The 23,972-nt window shown below is 73.4% G+C and carries 24 protein-coding genes and 1 pseudogene; 15 read left to right on the forward strand and 10 right to left on the reverse strand.

Annotation, left to right across the window (positions count from 1 at the left end; all coding sequences use genetic code 11):
• Positions 1-10: 10 nt before the first annotated feature.
• Together B056_RS0116030 and B056_RS0116035 are read right to left on the reverse strand one after the other, a co-directional pair.
• Positions 11-763, reverse strand: a complete 753-nt coding sequence (locus B056_RS0116030) for an enoyl-CoA hydratase (RefSeq protein WP_018502879.1) — start codon at positions 761-763, stop codon at positions 11-13.
• Positions 764-791: 28 nt separating this feature from the next.
• The gene (locus tag B056_RS0116035; protein ID WP_026239767.1) at positions 792-1,868 is read right to left on the reverse strand and encodes a thiamine pyrophosphate-dependent enzyme; all 1,077 of its coding nucleotides are present in this window, start codon (positions 1,866-1,868) and stop codon (positions 792-794) included.
• 98 nt (positions 1,869-1,966) lie between these two features.
• Here B056_RS0116035 and B056_RS40700 point away from each other — a divergent pair, with 98 nt between their 5' ends.
• Complete coding sequence (locus B056_RS40700; protein ID WP_026239768.1) at positions 1,967-2,248, forward strand: GlsB/YeaQ/YmgE family stress response membrane protein; 282 nt, start codon at positions 1,967-1,969, stop codon at positions 2,246-2,248.
• A gap of 99 nt (positions 2,249-2,347) precedes the next feature.
• Here B056_RS40700 and B056_RS40705 read toward each other — a convergent pair whose 3' ends face one another.
• The 4 genes and pseudogenes from B056_RS40705 to B056_RS0116050 all read right to left on the reverse strand — a co-directional run bounded on the left by B056_RS40705 (position 2,348) and on the right by B056_RS0116050 (position 4,927).
• Positions 2,348-2,611 carry a UBP-type zinc finger domain-containing protein gene (locus B056_RS40705; RefSeq protein ID WP_076784706.1) on the reverse strand — a complete coding sequence of 88 codons (264 nt, stop codon included), beginning with the start codon at positions 2,609-2,611 and terminating at the stop codon, positions 2,348-2,350.
• 145 nt (positions 2,612-2,756) lie between these two features.
• Positions 2,757-3,512 carry an alpha/beta fold hydrolase gene (locus tag B056_RS46060; RefSeq protein WP_407672381.1) on the reverse strand — a complete coding sequence of 252 codons (756 nt, stop codon included), beginning with the start codon at positions 3,510-3,512 and terminating at the stop codon, positions 2,757-2,759.
• Positions 3,495-4,079 (reverse strand): annotated as a pseudogene (locus B056_RS46065) (GNAT family N-acetyltransferase); the annotation flags it as partial. The gene B056_RS46060 and the pseudogene B056_RS46065, both read right to left, overlap by 18 nt.
• Positions 4,079-4,927, reverse strand: coding sequence for an NAD-dependent protein deacetylase (locus tag B056_RS0116050; protein WP_018502883.1), 849 nt, complete (start codon positions 4,925-4,927; stop codon positions 4,079-4,081). The pseudogene B056_RS46065 and the gene B056_RS0116050, both read right to left, overlap by 1 nt.
• 105 nt (positions 4,928-5,032) lie before the next feature.
• Here B056_RS0116050 and B056_RS0116055 point away from each other — a divergent pair, with 105 nt between their 5' ends.
• The 13 genes from B056_RS0116055 to hypB all read left to right on the forward strand — a co-directional run bounded on the left by B056_RS0116055 (position 5,033) and on the right by hypB (position 15,927).
• Positions 5,033-5,326, forward strand: coding sequence for a HypC/HybG/HupF family hydrogenase formation chaperone (locus tag B056_RS0116055; protein WP_020572527.1), 294 nt, complete (start codon positions 5,033-5,035; stop codon positions 5,324-5,326).
• A 35-nt stretch (positions 5,327-5,361) separates the two neighbouring features.
• Entirely contained in the window at positions 5,362-6,423 is a 1,062-nt protein-coding gene (locus tag B056_RS0116060; RefSeq protein WP_018502885.1) for an NADH-quinone oxidoreductase subunit B family protein, read from the forward strand.
• Entirely contained in the window at positions 6,420-8,210 is a 1,791-nt protein-coding gene (locus B056_RS0116065) for a nickel-dependent hydrogenase large subunit (RefSeq protein ID WP_018502886.1), read from the forward strand. Before B056_RS0116060 ends, B056_RS0116065 begins: the two co-directional genes overlap by 4 nt.
• A 5-nt stretch (positions 8,211-8,215) precedes the next feature.
• Positions 8,216-8,749, forward strand: coding sequence for a hypothetical protein (locus B056_RS0116070; protein WP_154677061.1), 534 nt, complete (start codon positions 8,216-8,218; stop codon positions 8,747-8,749).
• Positions 8,746-9,432, forward strand: coding sequence for a DUF5947 family protein (locus B056_RS0116075; protein WP_018502888.1), 687 nt, complete (start codon positions 8,746-8,748; stop codon positions 9,430-9,432). The genes B056_RS0116070 and B056_RS0116075 overlap by 4 nt, the downstream gene beginning before the upstream one ends.
• On the forward strand, positions 9,425-10,066 hold the full coding sequence (locus B056_RS0116080) for a DUF6084 family protein (protein WP_026239769.1): 642 nt from the start codon (positions 9,425-9,427) through the stop codon (positions 10,064-10,066). Before B056_RS0116075 ends, B056_RS0116080 begins: the two co-directional genes overlap by 8 nt.
• A complete protein-coding gene (locus B056_RS0116085) occupies positions 10,063-11,457 on the forward strand; it encodes a hypothetical protein (RefSeq protein ID WP_018502890.1) in 1,395 nt (464 codons plus the stop codon). The genes B056_RS0116080 and B056_RS0116085 overlap by 4 nt, the downstream gene beginning before the upstream one ends.
• A gap of 16 nt (positions 11,458-11,473) precedes the next feature.
• The gene (locus tag B056_RS36740) at positions 11,474-12,010 is read left to right on the forward strand and encodes a hydrogenase maturation protease (RefSeq protein ID WP_018502891.1); all 537 of its coding nucleotides are present in this window, start codon (positions 11,474-11,476) and stop codon (positions 12,008-12,010) included.
• A gap of 109 nt (positions 12,011-12,119) precedes the next feature.
• Positions 12,120-12,392 carry a HypC/HybG/HupF family hydrogenase formation chaperone gene (locus B056_RS0116100; protein ID WP_026239770.1) on the forward strand — a complete coding sequence of 91 codons (273 nt, stop codon included), beginning with the start codon at positions 12,120-12,122 and terminating at the stop codon, positions 12,390-12,392.
• Positions 12,393-12,461: 69 nt separating this feature from the next.
• Positions 12,462-13,598 carry a hydrogenase formation protein HypD gene (hypD, locus tag B056_RS0116105; protein ID WP_018502894.1) on the forward strand — a complete coding sequence of 379 codons (1,137 nt, stop codon included), beginning with the start codon at positions 12,462-12,464 and terminating at the stop codon, positions 13,596-13,598.
• Entirely contained in the window at positions 13,595-14,725 is a 1,131-nt protein-coding gene (gene hypE / locus B056_RS0116110; RefSeq protein ID WP_018502895.1) for a hydrogenase expression/formation protein HypE, read from the forward strand. The genes hypD and hypE overlap by 4 nt, the downstream gene beginning before the upstream one ends.
• A gap of 17 nt (positions 14,726-14,742) precedes the next feature.
• The gene (locus B056_RS0116115; protein WP_018502896.1) at positions 14,743-15,075 is read left to right on the forward strand and encodes a hydrogenase maturation nickel metallochaperone HypA/HybF; all 333 of its coding nucleotides are present in this window, start codon (positions 14,743-14,745) and stop codon (positions 15,073-15,075) included.
• A 93-nt stretch (positions 15,076-15,168) separates the two neighbouring features.
• Positions 15,169-15,927 carry a hydrogenase nickel incorporation protein HypB gene (gene hypB, locus B056_RS0116120; RefSeq protein ID WP_035751684.1) on the forward strand — a complete coding sequence of 253 codons (759 nt, stop codon included), beginning with the start codon at positions 15,169-15,171 and terminating at the stop codon, positions 15,925-15,927.
• A 240-nt stretch (positions 15,928-16,167) separates the two neighbouring features.
• On the opposite strand, the gene hypF is transcribed toward hypB, so the two are convergent.
• From hypF to B056_RS0116135, 4 genes are all read right to left on the reverse strand, one after another.
• Complete coding sequence (gene hypF, locus B056_RS36745; protein WP_154677062.1) at positions 16,168-18,597, reverse strand: carbamoyltransferase HypF; 2,430 nt, start codon at positions 18,595-18,597, stop codon at positions 16,168-16,170.
• Positions 18,569-18,691 (reverse strand): acylphosphatase, encoded by a 123-nt coding sequence (locus tag B056_RS42785; RefSeq protein WP_154677063.1) that lies wholly within the window; start codon positions 18,689-18,691, stop codon positions 18,569-18,571. Before B056_RS42785 ends, hypF begins: the two co-directional genes overlap by 29 nt.
• Positions 18,692-18,709: 18 nt before the next feature.
• On the reverse strand, positions 18,710-20,437 hold the full coding sequence (locus B056_RS39480) for a YhjD/YihY/BrkB family envelope integrity protein (RefSeq protein ID WP_018502899.1): 1,728 nt from the start codon (positions 20,435-20,437) through the stop codon (positions 18,710-18,712).
• Positions 20,438-20,578: 141 nt separating this feature from the next.
• Positions 20,579-21,967: an NAD(P)/FAD-dependent oxidoreductase gene (locus B056_RS0116135; RefSeq protein ID WP_018502900.1), complete on the reverse strand. Its 1,389-nt coding sequence runs from the start codon at positions 21,965-21,967 to the stop codon at positions 20,579-20,581.
• 30 nt (positions 21,968-21,997) lie between these two features.
• Here B056_RS0116135 and B056_RS0116140 point away from each other — a divergent pair, with 30 nt between their 5' ends.
• The gene (locus B056_RS0116140) at positions 21,998-23,773 is read left to right on the forward strand and encodes a bis-aminopropyl spermidine synthase family protein (RefSeq protein WP_230203027.1); all 1,776 of its coding nucleotides are present in this window, start codon (positions 21,998-22,000) and stop codon (positions 23,771-23,773) included.
• The last annotated feature ends 199 nt before the right edge of the window (positions 23,774-23,972 follow it).

Raw genomic sequence — 23,972 nt, forward strand, 5'->3', positions numbered from 1 at the left:
CGGCGTCCGGCTACTTGCCCTGGAAGACCGGCGCGCGCTTCTCGCTCCGGGCGCGGCGGCCCTCCTGGGCGTCCTCGCTGGTCCAGCATGCCTGGTAGGCGGCCATCACCTCACCGGGCCGCACCGCCTCGGGGTCGGCGGCCGCGTTGAACGCGCGCTTGGAGTAGGCGAGGGTCAGCGGTGCGAGGCCGGCGATCTCCCGGGCCCAGGCGAGGGCGGTGTCCAGCCCGCCGACCCGCTGGACCAGGCCCAGATCGAAGGCCCGGCGGGCCGGGACGCTCTCGCAGCCGAGCACGATCGCGCGGGCCGGGCCGCCGCCGGCCAGCTCGGCCAGCCGGCGCAGCGTCCACGGGTCCACCGACAGGCCCAGGCGCGCCGTCGGCACCGCGAACGAGGCCTCCTCGACGGCGACCCGCAGGTCGGCGGCGAGCGCGAGCTGCAGTCCGGCGCCGATCGCCGGGCCGTTGATGGCGGCGATCACCGGGACGGGCGCGCCGGTGAGGGCGTGCAGCGCCCCGTAGAGCGCGTCGGTGAAGGCCTCGCCGTAGACCTGGTCGAGATCCGCTCCGGCGCAGAAGCTCGTCCCGGAGCCGGTGAGGACCACGGCCCGGGCACCGGCGTCCAACGCCCGGCCGATGCCGGCGCGCAGGCCGAGGCAGTGCTCGGTGTCCAGCGCGTTGCGGCGCTCGGGCCGGTCGATCCGCACCACGGCGATCTGGGGGTCGGCGGGGCGCTCGTCAGCCCCGGGCTGGGAGTCGGACACGCCGCGGAGTTCAACGTCTATCACGGCGTCAACCCTCCCAGATCTCACCCCGCTGCTCCCGAAGTAGCGGGGAGCCACCCACGAGCACGTGATCCAACAGGGTGCGCGGGGCCGGGTCGGGCAGGGCCAGGCACTCCCGGCGCAGGGTGGCCGCGGCCTCCTCCGCCTCCGCCCGCACCCCGTCGAACCAGGCCGCGTCGTGCGTGCGGCCGAGCAGCAGCGCGACCCGGTCGATCGGGTCGCGCTCCCGCCACGCCGCGACCTCGGCGGCCTCCTGGTACCTGCTGGCGTCGTCGGACGTGGTGTGCGGCGCCATCCGGTAGGTGTTCGCCTCGATCAGGACGGGCCCGCGCCCGGAGCGGGCGTGCTCCAGGGCCCAGCTGGTCACCGCGTGCACCGCGAGCACGTCGTTGCCGTCCACCCGCACGCCGGGGAAGCCGAAGCCCGCCGCGCGGTGGGCCAGCGGGACGGGCGACTGGCGCGCGCTGGGCGTGGAGATCGCCCACTGGTTGTTCTGGCAGAAGAACACCACCGGCGCGCCGAAGCTCGCCGCCCAGACGAACGCCTCGTTCGCGTCCCCCTGGCTCATCGCGCCGTCGCCGAGGTAGACCATCACCGCCTGGTCGGCCGCCCCGTCGAGGCGGACCCCCAGGGCGTAGCCCACCGCGTGCAGGGTCTGCGACGCCAGCACCAGCACGTAGTTGGCCACGTTGTACGCCTCGGGATCCCAGCCACCGTGCGTGACGCCCCGCAGCAGGCGCAGCGCCTCGACCGGGGGGACGCCGCGGTGCCACACCACGGCGTGCTCGCGGTAGCTGGGGAAGAGGAAGTCGGCCCGGCCGGCGGCGGCCGCCGAGCCCACCTGCGCGGCCTCCTGGCCCCGCAGCGGAATCCACAGGACCAGCTCGCCCTGGCGCTGCAGCGCCGTGGCCTCCTCGTCGAGGCGGCGCGCCCGCACCATCTCCCGGTAGAACGACTCCGTCTGCCGGGAATCAGCACGCAGAGTGAAACGCGGGTCGTCGACGAGAGTGCCGTCCGGCGCAAGCAGCCGAACACCCGTGTCGAACGGCGCACCGTTCTCACTGCGTTCCGCCATCAACGTCATCCGCATGATTCCTGTCTGGTCGACGACACAGTTTGCGATGCCTGCGAGGAGGGGACACCCGAGGGGTAGTCATCACCCGACCCAGGGGGCAGTCCGTCGTGTTTCAAATTATTTGGATAGTGCTGGCAGGTCTAGTCATCGGTCTTCTCGCCCGGCTCATCCTGCGCGGGCGGCAGGATATCCCGATCTGGCTCACCGTAGTCCTCGGTATAGTCGGCGCCCTGATTGGAAATGTGATCGCCAGCGCCATCGGTGTTCGTAACACATCGGGCATCGACTGGATTCGACACGTTCTTCAGGTCGGTGTCGCCGTCGCCCTGGTCGCGCTCGTCGCACCGCTGTGGGCGAGCCGCCACCAGCATCACCCGGTCGGCCGGTAGCCCCTCCGCGGGTCGGTGGTCCGGACACCGGCGGGCGAGCGCCGGTGACCCGCTGTCCGCGGGCCGGGCCCGCTCCGCGAGGGGCGGGCCCGGAACTTCCTAGACATAGGCCTCGTCCACATAGCACCAGCGCCAGTCCTCGCCCGGTTCGTACGAGCGGACGATGGGGTGGTCGTGGGTGTGCGCGTGGGCCCGGGCGTGCCGCAACGGAGAGGAGTCGCAACACCCCACATTGCCACATGTGAGACACAGCCTCAGGTGCACCCATTGCGAACCGACCCGCAGACACTCGCCGCAGCCGTCCGGCGGGGTGGGCTCGACGGGTCGTACCGACGACAGATGCGGATCTTCCCCAGCGGCCATGAACCCATTGTCCATTGACCCAGGGCGGGCTGCCAAGCAGGCCACCATCCCGCCTCGAAATCTCAGTACGTCCTAAATTCTGTCGTACGAAGAACCCGTGACCGCGGACACTCCCACCCGGCCGGAAAATGAATGGCCGCGCTTCTCAGAAGGCGGCGTGACGCTCCATCGCGCTGAGCCAGCCCTGCGGGTGGCTGGCCTGCGGGTTGTGATCGGCGCCGGCGATCACCGCGAGCCGGGACCCGTCGATCGCGCCGGCCAGATCCCGCGCGGCCCCGCGCAGCAGGACGTCCCGCTCGCCGACGATGATCGTCGTGGGGCAGCGGATCTCACCCAGCCGGTCGATCATCGAGGGGTAGCCGTTGAGCTCGTGGCCGAAGGCGGCGAGGGCGGCCGGGTCGACGTGGTCCCCGTGCCCCAGCAGCGCGGTCGCGGCGGCGATGCCCTCCATGAGCGCGCCCATGCCCACCCGGGCCAGCAGGTGGTCACCGCCCGCCGGCGCCGCCGCGGTGTCCATCAGGATCAGCGACCGGACGGCCTCGGGATGGGCCAGGGCGTACCGGAGCGCGACCACACCGCCCATGGAATGCCCGAGCAGGTGCAGCGGCGCCAGTTCCAGCGTCGCGACGACCGTCTCCAGATCGCGCACGAGGTGGTCGAAGGTGTACTCCGAGCGGGCCGCACGCCCGCTGGTCCCGTGGCCGCGGTGGTCGTAGGCCACGACCCGGCTCGACACGACGCCGGCGAGCTGGCGGGACACCCCGGCCCAGTCCCGGGTGCTCCCGCCGATGCCGTGCAGGAGCAGCAGCGGGGTGGCCGTGGGCGCCTCACCCGTCCAGGTCTCCACGTGCAGCGCGAGGCCGCCGACGTCGACGCGGTGGCCGAGGTCCTTCTCCAGCACGGCGAAGGCCAGGTCGTCGCGCAGCGGCACACCGAACCGCGCGTCCCCGTAGGGGAAGGGCTCGTGGCGGTCCGTGCGCCGGTAGCCGCGCCGCTCGTACCAGGCGATCAGCTCGGCGCGCAGCGAGATGACGTACAGCTCCATCCGGGCCGCCGCCCACTCGTCGCGGGCGAACGCCTCCGCGGCGGTGAGCAGCCGGTCCCCGGTCCCCCGGCCCTGGAGGTCCGGCCGGACGGCGAACATGCCGAAGTAGGCCCCGTCGGGACGCCGCTGGAGCTGGCAGCAGCCGACCGGCTCCCCGGTCGGGTCGAGCGCGAGCAGCATCCGGATGTCGGGCTGGGCGAGCGCGGCGGCGAGCATCTCCGGGTCGGTGCGCTGGCCGCCCAGCAGGTCGGCCTCGGTGGTCCAGCCGGCGCGGCTGCGCTCGCCCCGGTAGGCGGACTCGATCAGCCCGACGAGCGCGGCGACGTCGCCCGGCCCGGCGGCACGCAGGGCGCGGCCGACGTCCGCCGGCACGGCGGCGTGCTCAGCCGCGTGCTCGGGGGCGTGCTCGGCGCTGGTGGCCATCAGGCGGCCGCGCCGAGCAGTTCGGTGGCGAGGCGGGGCAGGACGGCGCCGAGCGGGGCGTCGACGGTGAACTCCGCCCGCGCGTCGCCACGGGTCGGGCCCTGGTTCACGATCCCGACCGGGAGGCCGAGCTCGCCCGCCCGCAGCACGAACCGGTAGCCCGACATGACCATCAACGATGATCCGAGCACGAGCAGCCCCCGGGAGTTCTCGACCAGCCCGACCGCGGTCGCCAGCCGCGCCGGCGGGACCGTGGCACCGAAGAAGACCACGTCCGGTTCCAGGTCGCCGCCGCAGTCGGTGCACCCGACCACGACGAAGCCGTCGATCGCCTCGTCCGGGAGGGTGACGTCGCCGTCCGGGTTCACCTCGGCGCCCAGCGGCGACGCGGCGGCCACCCCGGCGGCGAAGCCCGGGTTCGCCGCGCGCAGGCGGCGATCCAGCTCGGCGCGCGCGCTCAGCGCCCCGCAGGACCGGCAGCGGACCCGGGCGAGCTCGCCGTGCAGGTCGATGACCCGGCGCGACCCGGCGGCCCGGTGCAGCCCGTCGACGTTCTGGGTGATGACGCCGTCGAGCAGGCCGGCGGCCTCCAGCTCCGCCAGGGCGCGGTGCCCGGCGTTGGGGCGCGCCCCGGCGACATGGCGCCAGCCGAGGTGGCTGCGCGCCCAGTACCGGCGCCGGGCCGCGGCGTCCCGGTTGAACTGCTGGTAGGTCATCGGCGTGTGCCGGCGCAGCGAGCCGTTCGGCCCCCGGTAGTCGGGAATCCCCGAGTCGGTCGACAGCCCCGCTCCGGTGAGCACCGCGACGCCACCGCCGGCGACAAGATCACGCAACCGGGCGAAGACCATGCCTCGAGGGTATGGCGCGCCGCCTCTCCGGGGTGGCCGGGAGGCCGGCGCGGAGCCCCGCGGCGCCCGGTGGTGCCGCTCACATCACAGACGTACCGTTAGGCTATGAACACGCGCTGCAAGGACCCTGCTGAGGTATCTGGTCCGAGCGCCCCGCCTTGCCACCCGGCCGGCGAGCTGACCGATCTGACCGCCGGCCACCCGTCCGCCGCGCCGACCGGCTCCTGCGTGACCTGTTCGGACGACGTGATCGAGATGGAGGTCGTCCGCCTGGAGGAGGGCGGGCTGGCCCTGGCACGGGCGTCGGCGGGCGTGACGGAGATCAGCATCGCGCTTGTGCAGGCGCGGGCCGGCGACACCGTCCTGGTGCACGCCGGGGAGGCGATCGCCGTCGTGTGAGTGACCGGCGAGTGACCGGAAGGGGTGGGGGAACCGTGTCCACAGTCGAGGATCCGATCCACATTCTCTGGATCAACGCCGGACTCAGCTGCGACGGAGACTCGGTGGCGCTCACCGCCGCCACCCAGCCCAGCATCGAGGACATCGTTCTGGGCACCCTGCCGGGCCTGCCGAAGGTCAGCGTCCACTGGCCGCTCATCGACTTCGAGTCCGGGCCGGAGCAGGGCGCCGACACCTTCATCGAATGGTTCCGTAAGGCCGACCACGGCGAGCTCGACCCGTTCGTGCTGGTCGTCGAGGGCTCCATCCCGAACGAGGACCTGATCACCGGCGACGGCTACTGGAGCGGTTTCGGGAACGACCCGGTGACCCGCCAGCCGGTGACCACGAGCACCTGGCTCGACCGCCTCGCGCCGAAGGCACTGGCGGTCCTCGCCGCGGGAACGTGCGCCACCTACGGCGGCATCCACGCGATGGCCGGGAATCCGACCGGGGCGATGGGGGTCCCCGACTATCTCGGCTGGGACTGGAAGTCGAAGGCGCGGATCCCGATCGTGTGCGTGCCGGGCTGCCCCGTCCAGCCGGACAACCTCTCGGAGACGATCACCTACCTGCTCTACCAGGCGAGCGGGCAGGCGCCGATGATCCCCCTCGACGAGCAGCTCCGCCCCCGGTGGCTGTTCGGCGCCACCGTGCACCAGGGCTGCGACCGGGCCGGGTACTACGAGGAAGGCCAGTTCACCACGGAGTACGGCACCCCGCAGTGCCTGGTGAAGATCGGCTGCTGGGGGCCGGTGGTGAAGTGCAACGTCCCCAAGCGTGGCTGGATCAACGGGGTGGGGGGCTGCCCGAACGTCGGCGGGATCTGCATCGCGTGCACCATGCCGGGCTTCCCCGACCGGTTCATGCCGTTCATGGACGAGCCACCCGGCGCCCACGTCTCGACCACCGCGAGCGGCCTGTACGGCGCGGTCATCCGCCGGCTGCGCGCCATCACGATGCGCAAGGCCGACACCGAGCCGCGCTGGCGGCACCGGGACGTCCACGCCGGTCACCCCGGCCAGACCGAGGATCAGCGGGAGAAGGTGCTGGCATGACGACCGCCTCGGAGCACACGGCGACCGACGCCCGGGACGCCCGCCTGCTCGAGATGTCCTGGGATCCGATCACCCGCATCGTCGGGAGCCTCGGCATCTACACGAAGATCGACTGGCCTGCCCGCCGGGTGGTCGAATGCCACAGCACGTCGTCCATCTTCCGCGGCTACAGCATCTTCATGAAGGACAAGGACCCCCGCGACGCCCACTTCATCACCAGCCGCATCTGCGGCATCTGCGGGGACAACCACGCCACCTGCTCCGTGTACGCGCAGAACATGGCCTACGGCGTGCGGCCGCCGCCGCTCGCCGAATGGATCATCAATCTGGGCGAGGCCGCCGAGTACATGTTCGACCACTGCATCTACCAGGAGAACCTGGTGGGAGTCGACTACTGCGAGAGGATGGTCGGCGAGACCAATCCCGAGGTGCTCGAGCTGGCCCGGGCCACCGAGTCGCCGCACGCCGACGAGCACGGCTACCGGACCATCGGCGACATCATGCACGCCCTCAACCCGATCGAGGGCGAGTTCTACCGCGAGGCGCTGGGGATGAGCCGGCTCACCCGCGAGATGTTCTGCCTGATGGAGGGGCGCCACGTCCATCCGTCCACGCTCTACCCGGGCGGCGTGGGCACGGTGGCCTCCGTCCAGCTGTTCACCGACTACCTCACCCGGCTGATGCGCTACATCGAGTTCCTCAAGCGCGTCGTCCCCATGCACGACGATCTCTTCGACTTCTTCTACAAGGCGCTGCCCGGCTACGAGGAGGTCGGCCGGCGGCGGATCCTGCTCGGCTGCTGGGGGGCGTTCAACGAGCCGGAACGCTGCGACTTCACCTACCGGAACATGGCCGACTGGGGCCGGAGCATGTTCGTCACCCCGGGCGTGGTCGTCGACGGTGAGCTGGTCACGAACAGCCTCGTCGACATCAACCTCGGCATCCGCGTCCTGCTCGGCAGTTCGTACTACGACGACTGGGACGACCAGCCGATGTTCGTCACCCGCGACCCGCTGGGGAACCTGGTCGACCGGCGGCACCCGTGGAACCAGACCACGATCCCGCGCCCCGGCCGGCGGGACTTCGACGACAGGTACTCGTGGGTGATGTCGCCGCGCTGGTTCGACGGCACCGACCATCTGCCCCTCGACACCGGCGGCGGCCCGATCGCCCGGCTGTGGAGCACGGCGCTGTCCGGGCTGGTCGACATCGGCCACGTCCGCGCGACCGGGCACAGCGTGCGGATCACGCTGCCGAGGTCGGCGACGGTCGGCGAGCGGACCTACGAGTGGACGATCCCCCGCTTCAGCAACACCCTGGAGCGCAACCGCGCCCGCACCTACTTCCAGGCGTACGCGGCGGCCTGCGCGCTGTACTTCGCCGAGCGGGCGCTGGCCGAGGTCCGGGCCGGCCACTCGAAGACGTGGGAGCCGTTCGACGTCCCCGACAACGCCGTGAGCTGCGGGTTCACCGAGGCCGTACGCGGGGTCCTGTCGCACCACATGGTCATCCGGGACGGCCGGATCGCGAACTACCACCCGTACCCGCCGACACCGTGGAACGCCAGCGTGCGCGACGTGTACGGCACCCCCGGCCCGTACGAGGACGCGGTGCAGAACACCCCGATCTTCGAGCGGAACCCGCCGGAGTCGTTCAAGGGGATCGACATCATGCGCACCGTCCGCAGCTTCGACCCGTGCCTGCCCTGCGGGGTGCACATGCACACCGGCGCCGGGCGCACGTTGGACGTCGTCCACACCCCGCACGCCTTCACCCCCGCCGGGTGATCACGATGACGGTGGGAACGGAGGCCGTGAGCACCGACCCGCGGGCGGCGGCGGCCCGGGTGGACGATCTGCTCACCCGGCTGGAGCGGCTGGGCGACAGCCGGACCAGGGTGCTCGCCGAAGAGATCGTCCGGGCACTGATGGAGTTCTACGGGGCGGGCCTGGCCCAGCTGACGGCGATCGCGGGTCCGGAGAAGGTACGGGACTTCACGGCGCAGCCCCATCTCGGGGCGCTGCTGGCGATGCACGGCCTGCACCCGGTGAGCACCCGGCGCCGGGTCGAGGAGGCCGTCGAGCGGCTCGGCGGGAGGGCCCACGCCCTCCGCCTGGAGATCAGCGGACCGGAGGGCGGGCAGACCGTCACCGTCCGCTCGTCGGGCCGGCCGCCGGGCCCGGCGCTGGTCGCCGCGGTCGAGGACGCCGTCGAAGCGGCCGCCCCCGAGGTGACCGTGCTGGTCGAGGGGACCGGGGCCACCTCGCCCGGCGACCTCGCCGCGGGGCGGGCCCTGCTCCCGGTGGTGGCGGTGAGCGCGTCGTGACCGCGACACTGCGCCGCTATCTCACGCCCGGCCCCGCCACCGCCGGCACCGGCACCGGCACCGCCGCGGCGCGCTGCGAGCTCTGCGGCGAGCGGATCACCGAGGGGCACGGGCACGTCGCGGACCTGGACGGCCGGTCCATCCTCTGCTCGTGTCCCGGCTGCCGGCTGCTGTTCACCCGCGCCGGCGCCGGCGGCGGCCGTTACCGGGCGGTGCCGACGAGATACCTGTTCGCCGCGACGTTCCCCGCCGGGGCCGAGCTGCTCGCGGCCGCGGGCATCCCCGTCGGGCTGGCCTTCTTCGTGATCCACGACGGGGCGGTGGGCGCGTTCTACCCGAGCCCGGCCGGAGCGACGCACTGCGAGCTGCCCGCCACCACGACGGCCGGCGGCTTCGGCGCCGACCTGGCCGCCGCGGTCGGCTGGCAGCTCACCCCCGAGGTCGAGGGCCTGCTCGTGCACACGACCCGGGACGGCCAGAGCGGCTACCTGCTGCCGATCGACGCCTGCTACCGGCTCGTCGGCGAGCTGCGGCTGCACTGGCACGGCTTCGACGGCGGCGCCCAGGCCCGGCAGCGCCTCGCCGACTTCCTCGCCGACGCCCGCCGCCGGGCCGGTTCGCCCGACGGCACTGGGTCACCCGCGCGTCCACGCGGCGGCAGTGCGGGGGCCCGCGATGGCTGACCTGAGCTTCGACTGCCTCGACGTCGCACCGCAGCGCCACGCGGCGGCCCCGACGCTGCTGTTCCGGCTCCGTGTCGGCGAACACGGCGGCGAACGGCTGCACGCGCTGGCGCTGCGCTGCCAGATCCGCATCGAGCCGGGAGCCCGGCGTTACGACCCCGCCGAGTCCCGCGCGCTCACCCACCTGTTCGGGACGGGCCCGGGGCCGCCGCACCCGATCCAGTTCGCCACGGTCTCCACGGTGGTCCCCGGCTTCACCGGCGCCACCGAGACCGACCTCGCCGTGCCCTGCGGTTACGACCTCGAGGTCGCCGCCGGCCGCTACTTCGGCTCGCTGCGCGACGGGGTGATCCCGCTGCGGCTGATGTTCAGCGGGACGGTGTTCGGGATCGGCCCGAACGGCCTGCGGGTCGAGCCGGTGCCCTGGCATCTGGAGGCCGGCTACCGGCTGCCGGTCGCGACCTGGCGGGAGCTGATCGACATGTACTTCCCCGGCGAGGCCTGGCTGCGACTGGACCGGCGCACCGTCGACGCGCTCGCGCGGTACCGGCTCGACCACGCGATCCCGACCGCGGACGCCGCGATCACCTCCCTGCTGTCCCAGGCGGCCCCGCTGTCCGGAGCGGCACGATGAGCCCGCACATCGCCGACGTCACCCACGGCACGGCCGGCAGCCCCGGTCAGGCCGACCCAGTCGGCTTCCTCGACGACGCGGCGCGCGCGGTGTCGGACACCGTCCTCTACGAGGGTTACCTCCTCTACCCCTACCGGGACGACGCGCTGAAGAACCGGCACCACTGGCAGTTCGGCGTGCTGATGCCCCCGGCGTTCGCCGCGTCCGGCGCCGGCGAGCACTCCACCGCCCGCACCGAGTTCCTCCTGGACGGCGGCCCGGGCACGACGCTTCGGATCGGTGCCCGATGGCTGTGGGAGGGCGGCGGTGCCCGCGGCAACGCGGCGGCCGCGCTGTCCGTGCGGGTCGGCGAGCTGACCGGCGCGCCCGTCCGGCGGGGTCTGGTGCTCGGCGGGCCGGGACCGGGACGCGGCGAGCTGCTGCTCGGCGCGCGGGCGCTGCCCGGCCCCTACGGCGGGTTCCGGATCCGCGCCACCATCCGCAACGTCTCCGCCTGGCCCTGCCAGCCACCCGCCGACCGCGGCAGCGAGCCCGGGCGGGACGGGCGGGACGGCCCGCTCCGGCCGGACCCGGCGGCCGACCGGGACGCGGCGCTGGGCCGGGCGTTCATCGCCGCCCAGGTGGTGGCCCGGGCGTACGGCGGGTGCTTCCTCTCGTTGTCCGACCCGCCGGAGTGGGCGGCGGACGCCGCGCGGGCCTGCGTCAACGAGCGGCTGTGGCCCACGCTCCTCGACCACCCGCACGGCTCGGGCCGCTCGGGCCGTCCGGACATGCTGCTCGCCGCGCCGATCATCCTGCCCGACCATCCCGAGATCGCGGCGGAGAGCCCGGCCACGTTCTGCGACGCCACCGAGATCGACGAGATGCTCGCGCTGCGGACGTCCACGCTCACCGACGCGGAGAAGCTGGCGGCGCGCGCGGGCGACCCACGGGCCGCCGAGCTGCTCGCGTCGGTCGCGGAGCTCGCCCCGGCGATGGCCGGGAAGCTGCACGGCCGCGGCCGGGTCGCCCCACCGCCCGACCCCCCGCCGCCCGGCGCACGGTCACCAGGCCCGCCGCCGTGGTTGGCGTCGGGCACGCCGGCGGCCACGGCCGACACGACGGCGGGCACGGCGCCGGAGGTGGGCAGCGCGGTGTGGCTGCGGCCCCGGCCCGGACGGATGCTTACCGGCCCCCTGACCGGTCTGGCGAGCGCGGGTACCGCCGCGAGCGGCAGCGACGCGCAGGACATGTTCGTCGACGGCCGCGCCGCCACCGTCGCCGCCGTCCTGCATGACGTGGACGGCCGGACCCACGTGGCGGTCACCCTGGACGACGACCCCGGCGCGGACCTGCGCCGCGAGTTCGGCCGGTTCCTGTACTTCACCCCCGACGAGCTGGAGCGACGATGAGCTGGATGGTGGACCGGTGAGCACGCTGGTGGCCGGCGTCGGCAACATCCTGCTCGGTGACGACGGCTTCGGCGTGCAGGTCGCCCGTCATCTGCGGCGCACCGGCCCACCGCCGCGGGTGACCGTCGCCGACTACGGGACCAGCGGGCTGCACCTCGCCTTCGACCTGTGCTCCGGCGGTTACTCGGCGGTGGTGCTCGTCGACACGCTCGGGCGCGGGTACGAACCGGGAACGGTGTCCCTCGTGGACCTGACCGACGTGCGGGCGCCGTCCGACGTCGACGCGCACGGGATGCGCCCGGACGCCGTCCTCGACCTGGTCGGCACGCTCGGCGGGCATCTCGACCGAGTGCTGCTGGTCGGTTGCGAGCCGGCCTCGGTGGATCACCGGGTCGGGCTCTCGCCGCCGGTGGCGGCGGCCGTCGAGCCGGCGGCGCGCCTCGTCCGGTCGGTCGTCTCCGGTCACCCGCCGACGGGCGCCGGCGACCGGCCCGGACCTGACGGCCCGCCCGAGATCGCGGTCGGGCGGATCGAAACCCGACGGGAGGAATGATCATGTCGCACTGGATGGTGTTCACAGCGGTCGTGCTGGGAGCCGGCGCCGCCGCCGTCATCGCCCCCGATCTCCGCCGGTATCTCGAGTTCAGCAGGATGTGATCGGAGTGTGTCTCGGCATTCCGGGTGAGGTCGTGGAGATCCGACCGGACCGCCCGGACATCGCGACGGTGGACGTCAGCGGGGTGCGACGGGCGATCAACATCGGGCTGCTCGACGAGCGTCCGCCGCACCCCGGGGACTGGGTCCTCATCCACGTCGGGTTCGCCCTCTCCCTGATCGACGAGGCCGAGGCGCGCGCGGCGCTGGACTTCCTCACCGGAATCGGGCGCGCCTACGACGACGAGCTGGCCGCGCTGCGCGCCTCATCCATCGACTAGCACGGTCCATCGGCCGGCACGGGCGACGGGCCACGCGGGGCGGCGATCGACCACGGAGAGGCGGAGGAGATGCGCTTCGTCGACGAGTACCGGGACGCGGGCACCGCACGGGCGCTGTCCGCCCGGATCGCCGGGCTCTGCGAGCCGGGCCGGGCCTACGCGTTCATGGAGGTGTGCGGCGGGCACACGCACACGATCTACAAGCACGGACTGGAGGACCACCTGCCACCGGCGGTCTCGCTGGTGCACGGGCCGGGCTGCCCGGTGTGCGTCATCCCGATGGGACGGGTCGACGACGCCATGCACATCGCCCGCCAGGACGGCGTCATCATGACCTCGTTCGGCGACATGATGCGGGTGCCCGGCAGCCACGGCTCGTTCTTCGACGCCAACGCCGAGGGCACCGACATCCGGATGGTCTACTCGCCGCTGGACTCGCTGAAGATCGCGCGGGCGAACCCGGACCGGCGGGTCGTGTTCATGGCGATCGGCTTCGAGACGACGACGCCGTCCACCGCGCTGACGGTGCGGCGGGCGGCGGCCGAGGGGCTGCGGAACTTCTCGGTCTTCTGCAACCACATCACGATCGTGCCGGCGCTGCGGGCGATCCTGGACTCCCCCGACGTGCGCATCGACGGGTTCGTCGGCCCGGGACACGTCTCGACGGTGATCGGCTGCCGGCCGTACGACTTCATCCCCCGCGACTACGGCCGGCCGCTGGTGGTCTCCGGGTTCGAGCCGCTGGACATCCTGCAGTCCATCCACCAGCTGCTGCGGCAGCTGCGCGACGGGCGTTGCGAGGTGGAGAACCAGTACACCCGGGTGGTGGCGGCCGCGGGCAACCCGGTCGCGCTCGCCGTGATCGACGAGGTGCTGGAGCCACGGCCGGACTTCGAGTGGCGCGGGCTGGGACGCATCCCGTGGTCGGCGATGCGGGTGCGGGAGCGGTACGCCGCCTTCGACGCCGAGCGGATCTTCGCCCCGCCGGGCGCCCGGGTCGAGGACCCGAAGGCCTGCCAGTGCGGCGAGGTGCTGACCGGGGTCATCAAGCCATGGGAGTGCAAGGTCTTCGGCACCGGCTGCACCCCGGAGACGCCGATCGGCGCCTGCATGGTCTCCCCGGAGGGCGCCTGCGCGGCCTACTACAACTTCGGCCGCGCCCGGCACCGCGCCACCGGGCCCGCGAAGGAGCTGAGTCGCTCATGACCACGACGAGGACGGCGGCCGGGACGAGAACCGCGGCCGATCGGAGCGAGAGCGGTGTCCTGGGCCGGGTCGAGGCCGCGCGGCGGCGCCGGCCGAAGCTGCGCGACACCCACATCACCTCGGCGCACGGCGCCGGCGGCAAGGCCACCGCGACCCTCGTCGACGCCGTGTTCCTGGAAGAGCTGCGCAACCCGCTGCTGGAGCCGCTCGAGGACGCGGCGGTGTTCAGCGCCGACGGGACGCGCCTGGCGCTGACGACCGACTCGTTCGTCGTGACCCCGCTGTTCTTCCCCGGTGGTGACATCGGTGACCTCGCCGTGAACGGCACGGTCAACGACCTGGCGGTCGCCGGGGCGTGTCCGCTGCACCTGGCCTGCGCGGTCATCCTCGAGGAGGGGCTGGCCGTCGACGACCTGCGCCGGATCGTGGCGTCGATGGCCCGCGCGGCCACCGACGCGGGGGTGTCGATCGTCACCGGGGACACGAAGGTCGTCCAGCGCGGGCGCGCCGACGGCTGCTACGTCACGACCACCGGGGTCGGGCTCGTGCCGGCGGACGTCCACCTGGGAGCCGCGCGGGCCCGACCGGGCGACACCGTCCTGGTCACCGGGCCGATCGGCGACCACGGGATCACGGTGCTGCTGGCCCGCGGTGAGCTCGACATCAGCGCGGACGTCACCTCCGACACCGCCTCGCTGGCCGGGCTGACGTCCCGGCTGCTGACCGCGGTCGGCGCGCCGGCGGACGGTCCGGGGGTGCGGGCGATGCGCGACGCGACCCGCGGCGGGGTGGCGACGATCCTCAACGAGGTCGCGACCGCCGCCGGTGTCGGGGTGATCGTCGACGAGGACGCGGTGCCGGTGCGGCCCACCGTGCGCGGCGCCTGCGAGCTGCTCGGTCTCGACCCGCTGTACGTGGCCTGCGAGGGCCGGATGGTGGTCGTCGTCGCCGCGGAGGCGACGGAGGCGGCGCTGGCGGCGCTGCGCTCGCACCCGCTGGGCGTGGACGCGGCGGTGATCGGGCGGATCGCCGACGACCCACCGGGCATGGTGCTGCTCAACACCGCGTTCGGCGGGACCCGCATCGTCGACCTGCTGGTCGGCGACCCGCTGCCGCGGATCTGCTGACCGGGCCGGCGGCAGCGGTGCACGAGCTCTCGGTCACCGTCGAACTGGTCGACATGGTCGCCCGGCGGGTCCCGGACGACGTCCGGGTGACCCGGGTGGCCCTCGAGGTCGGGCGGCTGTCCGGGGTGATGACCTCGCCGCTGCGCTTCTGCTTCGACCTGGTCGCCGCCGGGACGTCGCTCGACGGCGCCCGGCTCGACATCGCCGAGCCGCCCGGGCGGGGCCACTGCCGGCGGTGCGGGGCGGACGTCGACCTGCCGGACCTGCTCACGCCGTGTGGCTGCGGGAGCCGCGAGATCGAGCTGACCGGCGGTGAGCAGGTCCGGATCACCGCCGTCGAGGTGCGCTGACGCCCGGTGGCAGCGGTGGCCGAGCGGGTCGGACGGGAGCCGCTGGCGGGAGCCCTGATCGAGCGGGAGGACTGTGGGAGCGGAGGTGGCCTGATGTGCGGTACCTGCGGCTGTGGCAGCCAGGAGGCGACCGTCTCCTCGGCGACGGCGGCACCGGCGAGAACCACGGAGCCGGCCGGAACGCGGACGCTGCGGCTGGAGCTGGACGTGCTGGCGCGCAACACTGAGTCAGCGGAGGACAACCGGGCATGGCTGGCGGCCCGGCGGGTGTCGGCCGTCAACCTGATGAGCTCGCCGGGCGCGGGCAAGACGACGCTGCTGGAGCACACGATCCGCGCCGTCGCGGGGACTGTCACCTGCGCCGTCATCGAAGGCGACCAGGAGACACCGCTGGACGCCGAGCGCATCCGCGCCACCGGTGCCCGCGCCGTCCAGGTGAACACCGGCACCGGCTGTCATCTGGAGGCGGCGACGGTCGGGCGGGCCCTGCGGGAGCTGGACCCGCCGCCCGGGGCGGTGGTGCTGATCGAGAACGTCGGCAACCTGGTCTGCCCGGGGCTGTTCGACCTCGGGGAGTCCGCCCGGGTGGTGCTCGCCTCGGTCACCGAGGGCGAGGACAAGCCCAGCAAGTACCCGCACATGTACCGGGTCGCCGACCTGGTCCTGCTCACCAAGGTCGACCTGCTGCCCTACCTGGCCTTCGACGGCGACCTGTTCGCCGGGTCCGTACGGCTGGTCAACCCGTCCGCCCCGGTGCTGCCGGTGTCGGCGACCGCCGGCACCGGGCTCACCGACTGGTACGACTGGCTGCGCGCGCGATCAGGCCCGCCGGCCACCGGCGGCCCGTCCTGATTCACCCCGCTCCCTGTTCTCGCCGCCCAGCCCTGGAGCCCGCCGCTTCTGGAGCTCGGCTCCTCGCCGTTTGATTTCCTTCTCGCCGTTTCAGGCAGAGTTTCCCGCCAATTTCGCCCAGAAACGGCGAGCAGGATGCCAAATGGCGAGTAGACCGGCCCGGCGCGCGGGACTTTTGTTCCGGTGCGCACGGCTTTGTTCGGTGCGGTTTCGTCCGGTTCCGTGCGCACCGCCGGTCGGTCAGGTGCGCCGCTGGCCGCGGGCGTTCGCGACCACCGCCTGACCGAGGCTGATCCCGCCGTCGTTGCAGGGCACCCGGGAGTGGGTCAGGACGGTGAAGCCCCGGTCGACCAGCCCGTCCACGATCTCACCGAGCAGCCGCAGGTTGCCGAAGACCCCGCCGGAGAGCGCCACCGTTCCCGCCGTTCCCGCCGTTCCCGCCGGGAGCCCCGGAATGCCCGGGCCGCTCGGCGCCGCGGGGAGTCGGTCGTACAGGGCGACGCAGGTGTCGACGGTGAGCCCGGCCAGCGTGCTGTGGAAGCGGGCGGCGATCACCGCGGGGTCGACGCGCTCACGCAGGTCGTCCACGACGCCACGGATGAGATCGGCCCCCGGCAGTCGCAGCCCGCCCCCTGACGGCCCAGCACCACCCTCGGACGGCATGGCACCACCCTCGGACGGCGGCCCGGCACCACCGCCTGGCGGCACAGCACCGCCGCCCGGCGACAGAAGGCCGGCGCCCGGCGCCGGGATGCTCGCCGGGTAGCGGCCGTAGTCGCCGGGGGCGGCGATCCGCTCCAGCTCGACGGCGGCCTGGCCCTCGTAAGTGATCGTGTCCCGGACGCCGACGAGGGCGGCGACCGCGTCGAAGAGCCGTCCGACGCTGCTGGTCAGCGGGGCGCCCACCGGGGACGGGGCGGTACCGGCGCCGGCCAGGGCGGTGACCGCGGCCCAGCGGTCGGCGTTGCGGCGGGCGACCGCGAGGCGCTCCTGGTCGTCGACGCCGGCGGCGAGCAGGTGGGCGGCGGCCATCCGCCACGGGGCCCGGACCGCGGCCGCGCCCCCGGGCATCGGGACGGGCGCGAGATGCGCGAGCCGGGTGAAGCCGGCCAGGTCGGCCCACAGGAACTCGCCGCCCCACAGGGTGCCGTCCGGGCCGTAGCCGAGGCCGTCGAAGGCGACACCGAGCACCGGGCCGGGCTGGCCGTTGTCCGCCAGGCAGGAGGCGATGTGCGCGTGGTGGTGCTGCACGCCGACGACCGGCAGGTCCTGCTCCAGCGCCCACTTCGTGGACAGGTACTCCGGGTGCAGGTCGTGCGCGACCAACTCGGGCGAGATGTCGAACAGCCGGCGCAGATGGTCGATCCCGCCGACGAACGACCGCAGCGTCTCGTGGTTCTCCAGGTCCCCGATGTGGCCGGACAGGTACGCCCGCCGCCCCGCCGCCAGGCACACGGTGTTCTTCAGCTCGGCCCCGCAGGCCAGCACCGGCCGGTGGACGTCCCAGGGCAGCGCCAGCGGTTCCGGGGCGTAGCCGCGGGAGCGGCGCACGAGGGTCTCCCGGCCGCGCACCGACCGGGCCACCGAGTCGTCGAGCCTGGTGTGGATGGCGCGGTCGTGGGTGAGGAAGCCGTCCGCGACCGGGCGCAGCGCGGCGAACGCCTCGTCGTCGCGGTACACGATCGGCTCGTCGGAGATGTTGCCGCTGGTCAGCACGATCGGACCGGGCAGCAGGCCGAGCAGGAGGTGATGCAGCGGCGTGTAGGGCAGCATCAGGCCGAGCGTCTCGGTGCCCGGTGCCACCGACGGGGCGACCCGCCCGGCGCGCCGACAGCGCTCGACCAGGACGATCGGCCGGCGCCGTCCGGTGAGCAGGACGCGGGCGGTGGGGTCGAGGCAGCACATCTCCTCGACGGTCGCCAGGTCGCGCACCATGACGGCGAACGGCTTGGCGTCCCGGTGCTTGCGCCGGCGCAGGGCCGCCACCGCGGACTCGTCCGCGGCGAGCACGGCCAGGTGGTAGCCGCCCAGTCCCTTCACCGCGAGGATCCCGCCGGCCCGCAGCAGCCCCGCGGCCCGCTCCAGCGGCCCGGCGGACGCCGGCGCCGCGGCGCCGGGGGGCTCGAACACGGCGGACTCGAACACGGTGGGCGCGCAGGCGGTGGGCTGGAAGCTGAGGGTGGGGCCGCAGTCCGGGCAGCACACCGGCTGGGCGTGGAAGCGGCGGTCGGCCGGGTCCTCGTACTCCGCCCGGCAGCGCGCGCACATCCGGAACCCCGCCATCGTCGTGGCCGGCCGGTCGTAGGGGACGTCCCGGATGATCGTGAACCGGGGGCCGCAGTTGGTGCAGTTGATGAACGGGTAGCGGTAGCGCCGGTCGGCCGGGTCGGCGAGCTCGGCCAGGCAGTCCGCGCAGGTGGCGCTGTCCGCGCAGACCCGCGTCCGCGGCCCGGCTCCGCCGCGGGCCGGGTCGCTGGGGGCGATCCGGAACCCCGGCGCCACCGGCCCGGCTCCGGGCGGCGCGGGACCGCCGGAGACGTCCACGCTGTCGATCTGGGCGAGCAGCGGCGCCTCCTCGCGCAGCGCGGCCAGGAACGCGGCGATGTCCGGGGCGGCGCCGTCCAGCGCGATGTGGACGCCCTCAGCGTCGTTGGCGACCTGGCCGCTCAGACCGAGCCGGGTGGCCAGCCCGTAGACGAAAGGGCCGGAAACCGACGCCCTGCACGATTCCGGTCACCTCGACCTCGACCTGCTCTCGCGTCATCCATCCAGTCTCGTCTATTCAGCCGGACTCGCCCACTCGTCCGGTCTCACCCACGGTCTCGCCCAGCGGACGGCCGAAGGCGTCCCCGAAGACGAGTTCCTCGACCGGACGGCGCCGCAGGCTGCTCGGGAAACCACGCTCGGGATAGCCCACCGCGAGGTGCGCGGCGGTGGCGTAGCCGTCCGGGATGTCGAGCAGCTCGGCGATCTTCGGCTCGTCGGCGACCAGCAGCGTCGTCAGCGCGGTGGCCACCCCGGCGCCGCGCAGCGCGAGGCAGAGGTTCTGCACGATCGGGTAGACCGACGCCCCGCCGACGATGCTCAGCCGGTCGAGCTCGGTGTCGGTGGGATGCAGCGCCGTGAGCTTCGCGCACACCACGACCAGCACCGGGACGTCCGCCAGGGTGCGCGCGAAATGGTCGGCCTCGGTCGGCGTACCGATCCCGCGCTCGTCGAGGTAGGGCTGCCAGCGGGCCAGGTAGAGGTCGGCGAGCACCCGCCGGCGCTCCGGGTCGCGGACCACCACGAACCGGACCGGCTGCCGGTTCCCGCCCTGCGGGCCGAACCGGGCCGCGTCGAACGCGGCGACGAGGACGTCGTCGGGCACCGGGTCGGGCCGGAACCGCCGGCAGGTGCCCGTCGTGCGCATCGCGTGTGTCAGCTCCATGGGTCGATCCTGGTCGACGGCGCCGCCGGCGGCAGCGCCGTCAGCGGCGGTGGCGGGACCATCGCCGGCGGGATCGGCGGGATCGGCGGGATCGGCGGGATCGGCGGGGGCGGCGTCGAAGGAGACGTCGACCTGCTGGAAGCTCTTGAACTGCTCCGCCTGGGCGTACGCGGTGTACACCCGCCGGTCGGAGTCGGTGAGGACGACATCGTCCACGAACGGGGTGAGCAGCGCCCGGGGGTAGAGCCGACCGGCGCGCACCGTGTTGATCTCCATCGCGAACACGATCACCGCGGAGAGGAGATACAACCAGGTGACGAGGCCCAGCACCAACGCGAACAGGCCGTACACCTGCGTACGTCCCTGCAGCTGGTACTGGAGGAGGTAGGTGCCGGCCGACTGGAGCAGCTGCCAGCCCAGGGCGGCGAGCGTGGCCCCGGGCAGGATCTGGCCGAACGACACCGACTTGACCGTCAGCAGCCGGAAGGCGACCAGGATCAGCCCGGTGTTCCCGGCGATACCCAGCACCACCGCGAGGATCTGCGCCCCGATGCCGAGGCCGGTACCCAGGTCGCCGGCCCGGGTGGTGATGGCCGACAGCAGCGTCGTCAGCACCACACCGAGCCCGAGCAGGCCGATGAGGCCGAAGCTGCGCACCCGGGCGAAGAACGGGTTCGGCCGGGAGCGCCGCGGCACCGCCCAGACCGTGTCCAGCGCGTTCCCGATCGCGCGGGCCACCCCCAGGCTGCCCCAGATGCTGCCGGCCACCCCGATCGCCACCGCCGCGGCGCTCCCGCGCAGCGCCTGGACGTCGCTGCGAAGCTGGTCACCGATGATCGGGAACTGGCTGAGCGCGGAGCTGACCACCTGCTCCTGGAGGTCGGGGTGCCCGGCGAGGACGAACCCGAGGCCGGTCGTGAGCAGCAGGAGCAGCGGGAACAGGGAGAGGAATCCGTAGAACGCGATCAGTGCGGCCAAGTAGCCGCCCTGGTCCTCCGCGAACTTGTAGATCACCGCGAGCGGGAACGCGATCCTCGGCCTGCTCTGCTGCGCCCGGTCCAGCCGAGCGCCGAGCGCCATCCCGCGCCTCCTCGTCTCGGCGCGCCGCGCCTCGCGACACACCGGTAAGAACACGACCTACTTCCGCGATCGTAGGGATGTATTCCACCGAAGCGGCGCGACGCACTCTGGATCTCCGGCCGGCGGCGGCCCGGCGGCCTGTCAGCGTGTGGGCTGGTAGATCCGGGTGTGCTCCGACGTGGCGATCTCCGCCCGTTCCGGGACGGACGCGTCGAAGTGGGTGATCTCCGGACCCAGCACGCCGTTGAGCACCCAGTCGGTCGCCACCCTGACCCGGTTCGCGCCCGCGGGGAGCGCGGCCAGGTGGTACGCCCGGGTCAGCAGGGCCGCCGGCGGCCCGCTCAGAGTGAGGCCGAACGGGTTCGCCACCGCGGCCCGGCCGCCGAGATCCACCACGAAGCCCAGGTCACGGTGCCGGTACCGGCGCGGCGAGCCGTACCCGAGCGAGGCGGCCACGTTGCGGGCCGCCACCCGGCCCTGGCGGATCGCGTGCTGCGCGGTCTGCCCGGCCGGCGCTCCCCCACGCGTCACGTCGGGGACGGCGGCGGCGTCCCCGAGCGCGAACACCCCGTCCACGGAGGGGACGCGGAAGAACTCGTCCACGATCAGCCGGCCGTGCGCGGTGGGCAGCCCGAGCGCGCCGACGAGCGGGCTGGGGCTCACCCCGGCGCACCAGACGACGGTGTGGGTCGGCACGCTCGTCCGGGTGCGCAACGTCGGCCTGCCGGCGCTGAGCGTGACCGACTCGGCGCCGATCTCCACCACCGAGGTGCTCAGGTGGACTTCGACCCCGCGCCCGGCGAGTACCCGGGCCGCCCGGATCCCCAGCGCCGGTGACAGCTCGTGCAGCACCCGCGGCGCGTGGTCGACCAGCAGCCAGCGCACGTCGGACGGCCGCAGCCGCTGGTAGGCCGCGGCGGCGTGCCGGGTGAACCCGACCATCTGCGCGGCGAGCTCCGTCCCGGTGTAGCCGCCGCCGACCACGACGAACGTGCACAGCGCGGCGCGGCGGCGCGGGTCGTCGGCGGCGTCGGCCAGCTCCAGCCGGCGCAGGACGTGGTCGCGCAGCGCCACGGCCTCGTCGAGGTTCTTCAGCCCGAGGGCGTGCTCGTCGAGGCCGGGCACGTCCAGGGTGCGGGTGACCGAGCCGGGCGCGAGGACCAATCTGTCCCAGCCGGCGGTCCTGGTCGCGGCGTCCGCGGAGCGCACCGTGACCGTGCGCGCGGCCAGGTCGGCGGCGACGACGTCACCGAGCCGCAGCAGCGTGCGGCGCAGCACGGCGCGCAGCGCCACGGCCAGGTGGCGCGGCTCCACCGTGCTGGCGCAGACCTGCGGCACCAGCGAGGTGTACAGCAGGTGGTCGACCGGCGAGACCACGGCGAGTTCCGCGCGGGCGGCCGGCAGCGCGGATTCCAACCGCCGCAGCAGACTCACCCCGGCGAAGCCGCCGCCGACGACCACCACCCGGGACACCCCCGGCCGGTCGCCGCCCGCCGACCTCCACGGCACGTCCGGGACCGACCCGACCACGGCAACTCCCCCGATGATATGAATGTCAACATGACCGGCGAAAAATCCTCGACGGACGAGTCCTTGGCCGGTAAGGCCCCGATGGACAACGCCGCCGCCTATGTCGCCGGCTACGGTGTGCGTTCCCGCCCACTGCGCGAAATTCTCGCGCTGTTGACCCGCGGCAGCCAGCCGATCGAGGTTCTGATAACACGGACCGCGACACCGCGGCGGGCGGTCGAGGAGCTTCTGCGCAGCCTTGGCCCGGATCTCACCGAAAACAACTACGGTCATCGCCTACGGCCGGAGGTCATCGCCGAATATCGCACCCGATTCGCCCTGGACTCCCTGGGTGGCATGGATGCCTTGGGCGGCCCGGAGCCGGCCGGCACCGCGGGCGACGACCGCGACGGCGACGAGCTCGGCACCCTGGCCCTGCTGATCAAGGACGCCCCCGCGCCCCGCCGGGATCTCGACCACGTGGCCGCGACAGCCGGAACGCTCGCCCGCCGCGCGGCCTGGCTCGACACCAGCTACGACCTGGCCGGCCGGCGGGTGCTGTTCGTCGGCGACCACGACCTGACCTCGGTGGCGCTGGCCCGCCGGCAGCCCGGCGCCGAGATCACCGTGGTCGACCTGGACGAGCGGACGCTGGACTACATCGACGCCACGGCGCGGGCCGAGGGGCTGGCGATCCGCACGCTGTTCGGCGACCTGCGATTCACGCTGCCTCCCGCGGCACGGGAGTGGGCGGATCTCGTCCTCACCGATCCGCCGTACACCCCCGAAGGGGTCGGCCTTTTCCTGGGGCGGGCACTCGCCGGGCTGCGAGACCGGAAGAACGGGGTGGTGGCGGTGGCTTACGGCCACAGTCACCTTCATCCCACACTGGGATTTCAGGTACAGCAGTCCATGCAGCAGTTCGGTGTCGTCTTCGAGGCCATCCTGCCGGCATTCAACCGCTATGACGGCGCGCAGGCGGTGGGCAGCGCGAGCGATCTGTACGTGTGCGCGCCGACCACCCGCACCTGGAAGGTCCTCGACCGGCTGGTCGAGAACTTCGGCCTGCGTATCTACACGCACGGGTCGCAGTCTTTGGAGAGTAAGGCCGAACTCGGGCTCGAACTCGGGCCGGCCACGACCGTGGTCGGCGACGCCATCTCGACCAGGTCCCCAGACGCACGCAGGCTGGGGCTGCGCGCGCTGTTCACCGGTTCGGACTACCTTCGGGCCCTCGACGACGACGCGAACGTCGTCGTCGATCTCACCGCCGACCCGGGGCCGCTGCTGCTACGCGGCCTGCTCGCCGTGACAGCGCGGACGGTCCGATTTGTCGTGCCGGTCGACCATCCCGATGTGTCGACCCCCGGCGCCAGGGCCGCTCTCGCAAGCCTGATCGCCCCGAAGTACCGCCTCACGTTCCCACCGACCTCGGTAGGAGGTCCCCGCGGGGCGAGCGGGAACGAGAGCGGCGGGCATGCGGTCGTCCGTGCGGACCTGGTCGCCACCGGGATGGGCACCGGTGCCGAGGAAGACGCCGAAGGGGCAACCGAAGGTCAGACCCGGCCGGCCGCTGCGGATTTCACCGCGCGCTGGCTGCTCGAGCGGGCCCACGGCCGGCTCGGGAACGTGCTACGCGAGGGCGTGATCCGCGGGGCCGCCCGGGACGGACGGACACTGTCCAAGAACGACGCCCGCGTGCTCGTCCGAGCCCAGGTGGGCACAGCCGATCTCGACATGCTGGACCTGACCGCGATCGAGGTCCCCCGCGCCCGCTTGCAGCGGATACTCCAGGCCGTCCGCATGTCAGAGGAAATCCGACCGTGATCTCGCGGATCTTCGGCCGTAAAAATTGATCATTTCTGGACGCGAAAGTAAGACCGGATTCGGGGGTTCCAGCCACGCTCACCTCGTCCTCGTCCTCGTCCTGAGCCAGGACATCATTCGTCCCGCGGCAGCGCCCTGGCCAGCCCGTGGGTCGGCCATCGATCACCGGTCGATGACCGCGCAGCCGAGTCGGCGTTGA

Source organism: Parafrankia discariae, assembly GCF_000373365.1.
In the GTDB taxonomy this organism is placed as follows: domain Bacteria; phylum Actinomycetota; class Actinomycetes; order Frankiales; family Frankiaceae; genus Parafrankia; species Parafrankia discariae.

Bases quoted from the DNA above. Each gene is read 5' to 3' on its own strand.
- B056_RS0116035 (WP_026239767.1), bottom strand. From the start codon at position 1,868: ATGACGTTGATGGCGGAACGCAGTGAGAACGGTGCGCCGTTCGACACG.
- B056_RS40705 (WP_076784706.1), bottom strand. From the start codon at position 2,611: ATGGCCGCTGGGGAAGATCCGCATCTGTCGTCGGTACGACCCGTCGAG.
- B056_RS0116050 (WP_018502883.1), bottom strand. From the start codon at position 4,927: ATGGTCTTCGCCCGGTTGCGTGATCTTGTCGCCGGCGGTGGCGTCGCG.
- B056_RS0116055 (WP_020572527.1), top strand. From the start codon at position 5,033: ATGAACACGCGCTGCAAGGACCCTGCTGAGGTATCTGGTCCGAGCGCC.
- B056_RS0116065 (WP_018502886.1), top strand. From the start codon at position 6,420: ATGACGACCGCCTCGGAGCACACGGCGACCGACGCCCGGGACGCCCGC.
- B056_RS0116070 (WP_154677061.1), top strand. From the start codon at position 8,216: ATGACGGTGGGAACGGAGGCCGTGAGCACCGACCCGCGGGCGGCGGCG.
- B056_RS0116080 (WP_026239769.1), top strand. From the start codon at position 9,425: ATGGCTGACCTGAGCTTCGACTGCCTCGACGTCGCACCGCAGCGCCAC.
- B056_RS0116085 (WP_018502890.1), top strand. From the start codon at position 10,063: ATGAGCCCGCACATCGCCGACGTCACCCACGGCACGGCCGGCAGCCCC.
- hypD (WP_018502894.1), top strand. From the start codon at position 12,462: ATGCGCTTCGTCGACGAGTACCGGGACGCGGGCACCGCACGGGCGCTG.
- hypE (WP_018502895.1), top strand. From the start codon at position 13,595: ATGACCACGACGAGGACGGCGGCCGGGACGAGAACCGCGGCCGATCGG.
- hypB (WP_035751684.1), top strand. From the start codon at position 15,169: ATGTGCGGTACCTGCGGCTGTGGCAGCCAGGAGGCGACCGTCTCCTCG.
- B056_RS42785 (WP_154677063.1), bottom strand. From the start codon at position 18,691: ATGACGCGAGAGCAGGTCGAGGTCGAGGTGACCGGAATCGTGCAGGGC.
- B056_RS39480 (WP_018502899.1), bottom strand. From the start codon at position 20,437: ATGGCGCTCGGCGCTCGGCTGGACCGGGCGCAGCAGAGCAGGCCGAGG.
- B056_RS0116140 (WP_230203027.1), top strand. From the start codon at position 21,998: ATGACCGGCGAAAAATCCTCGACGGACGAGTCCTTGGCCGGTAAGGCC.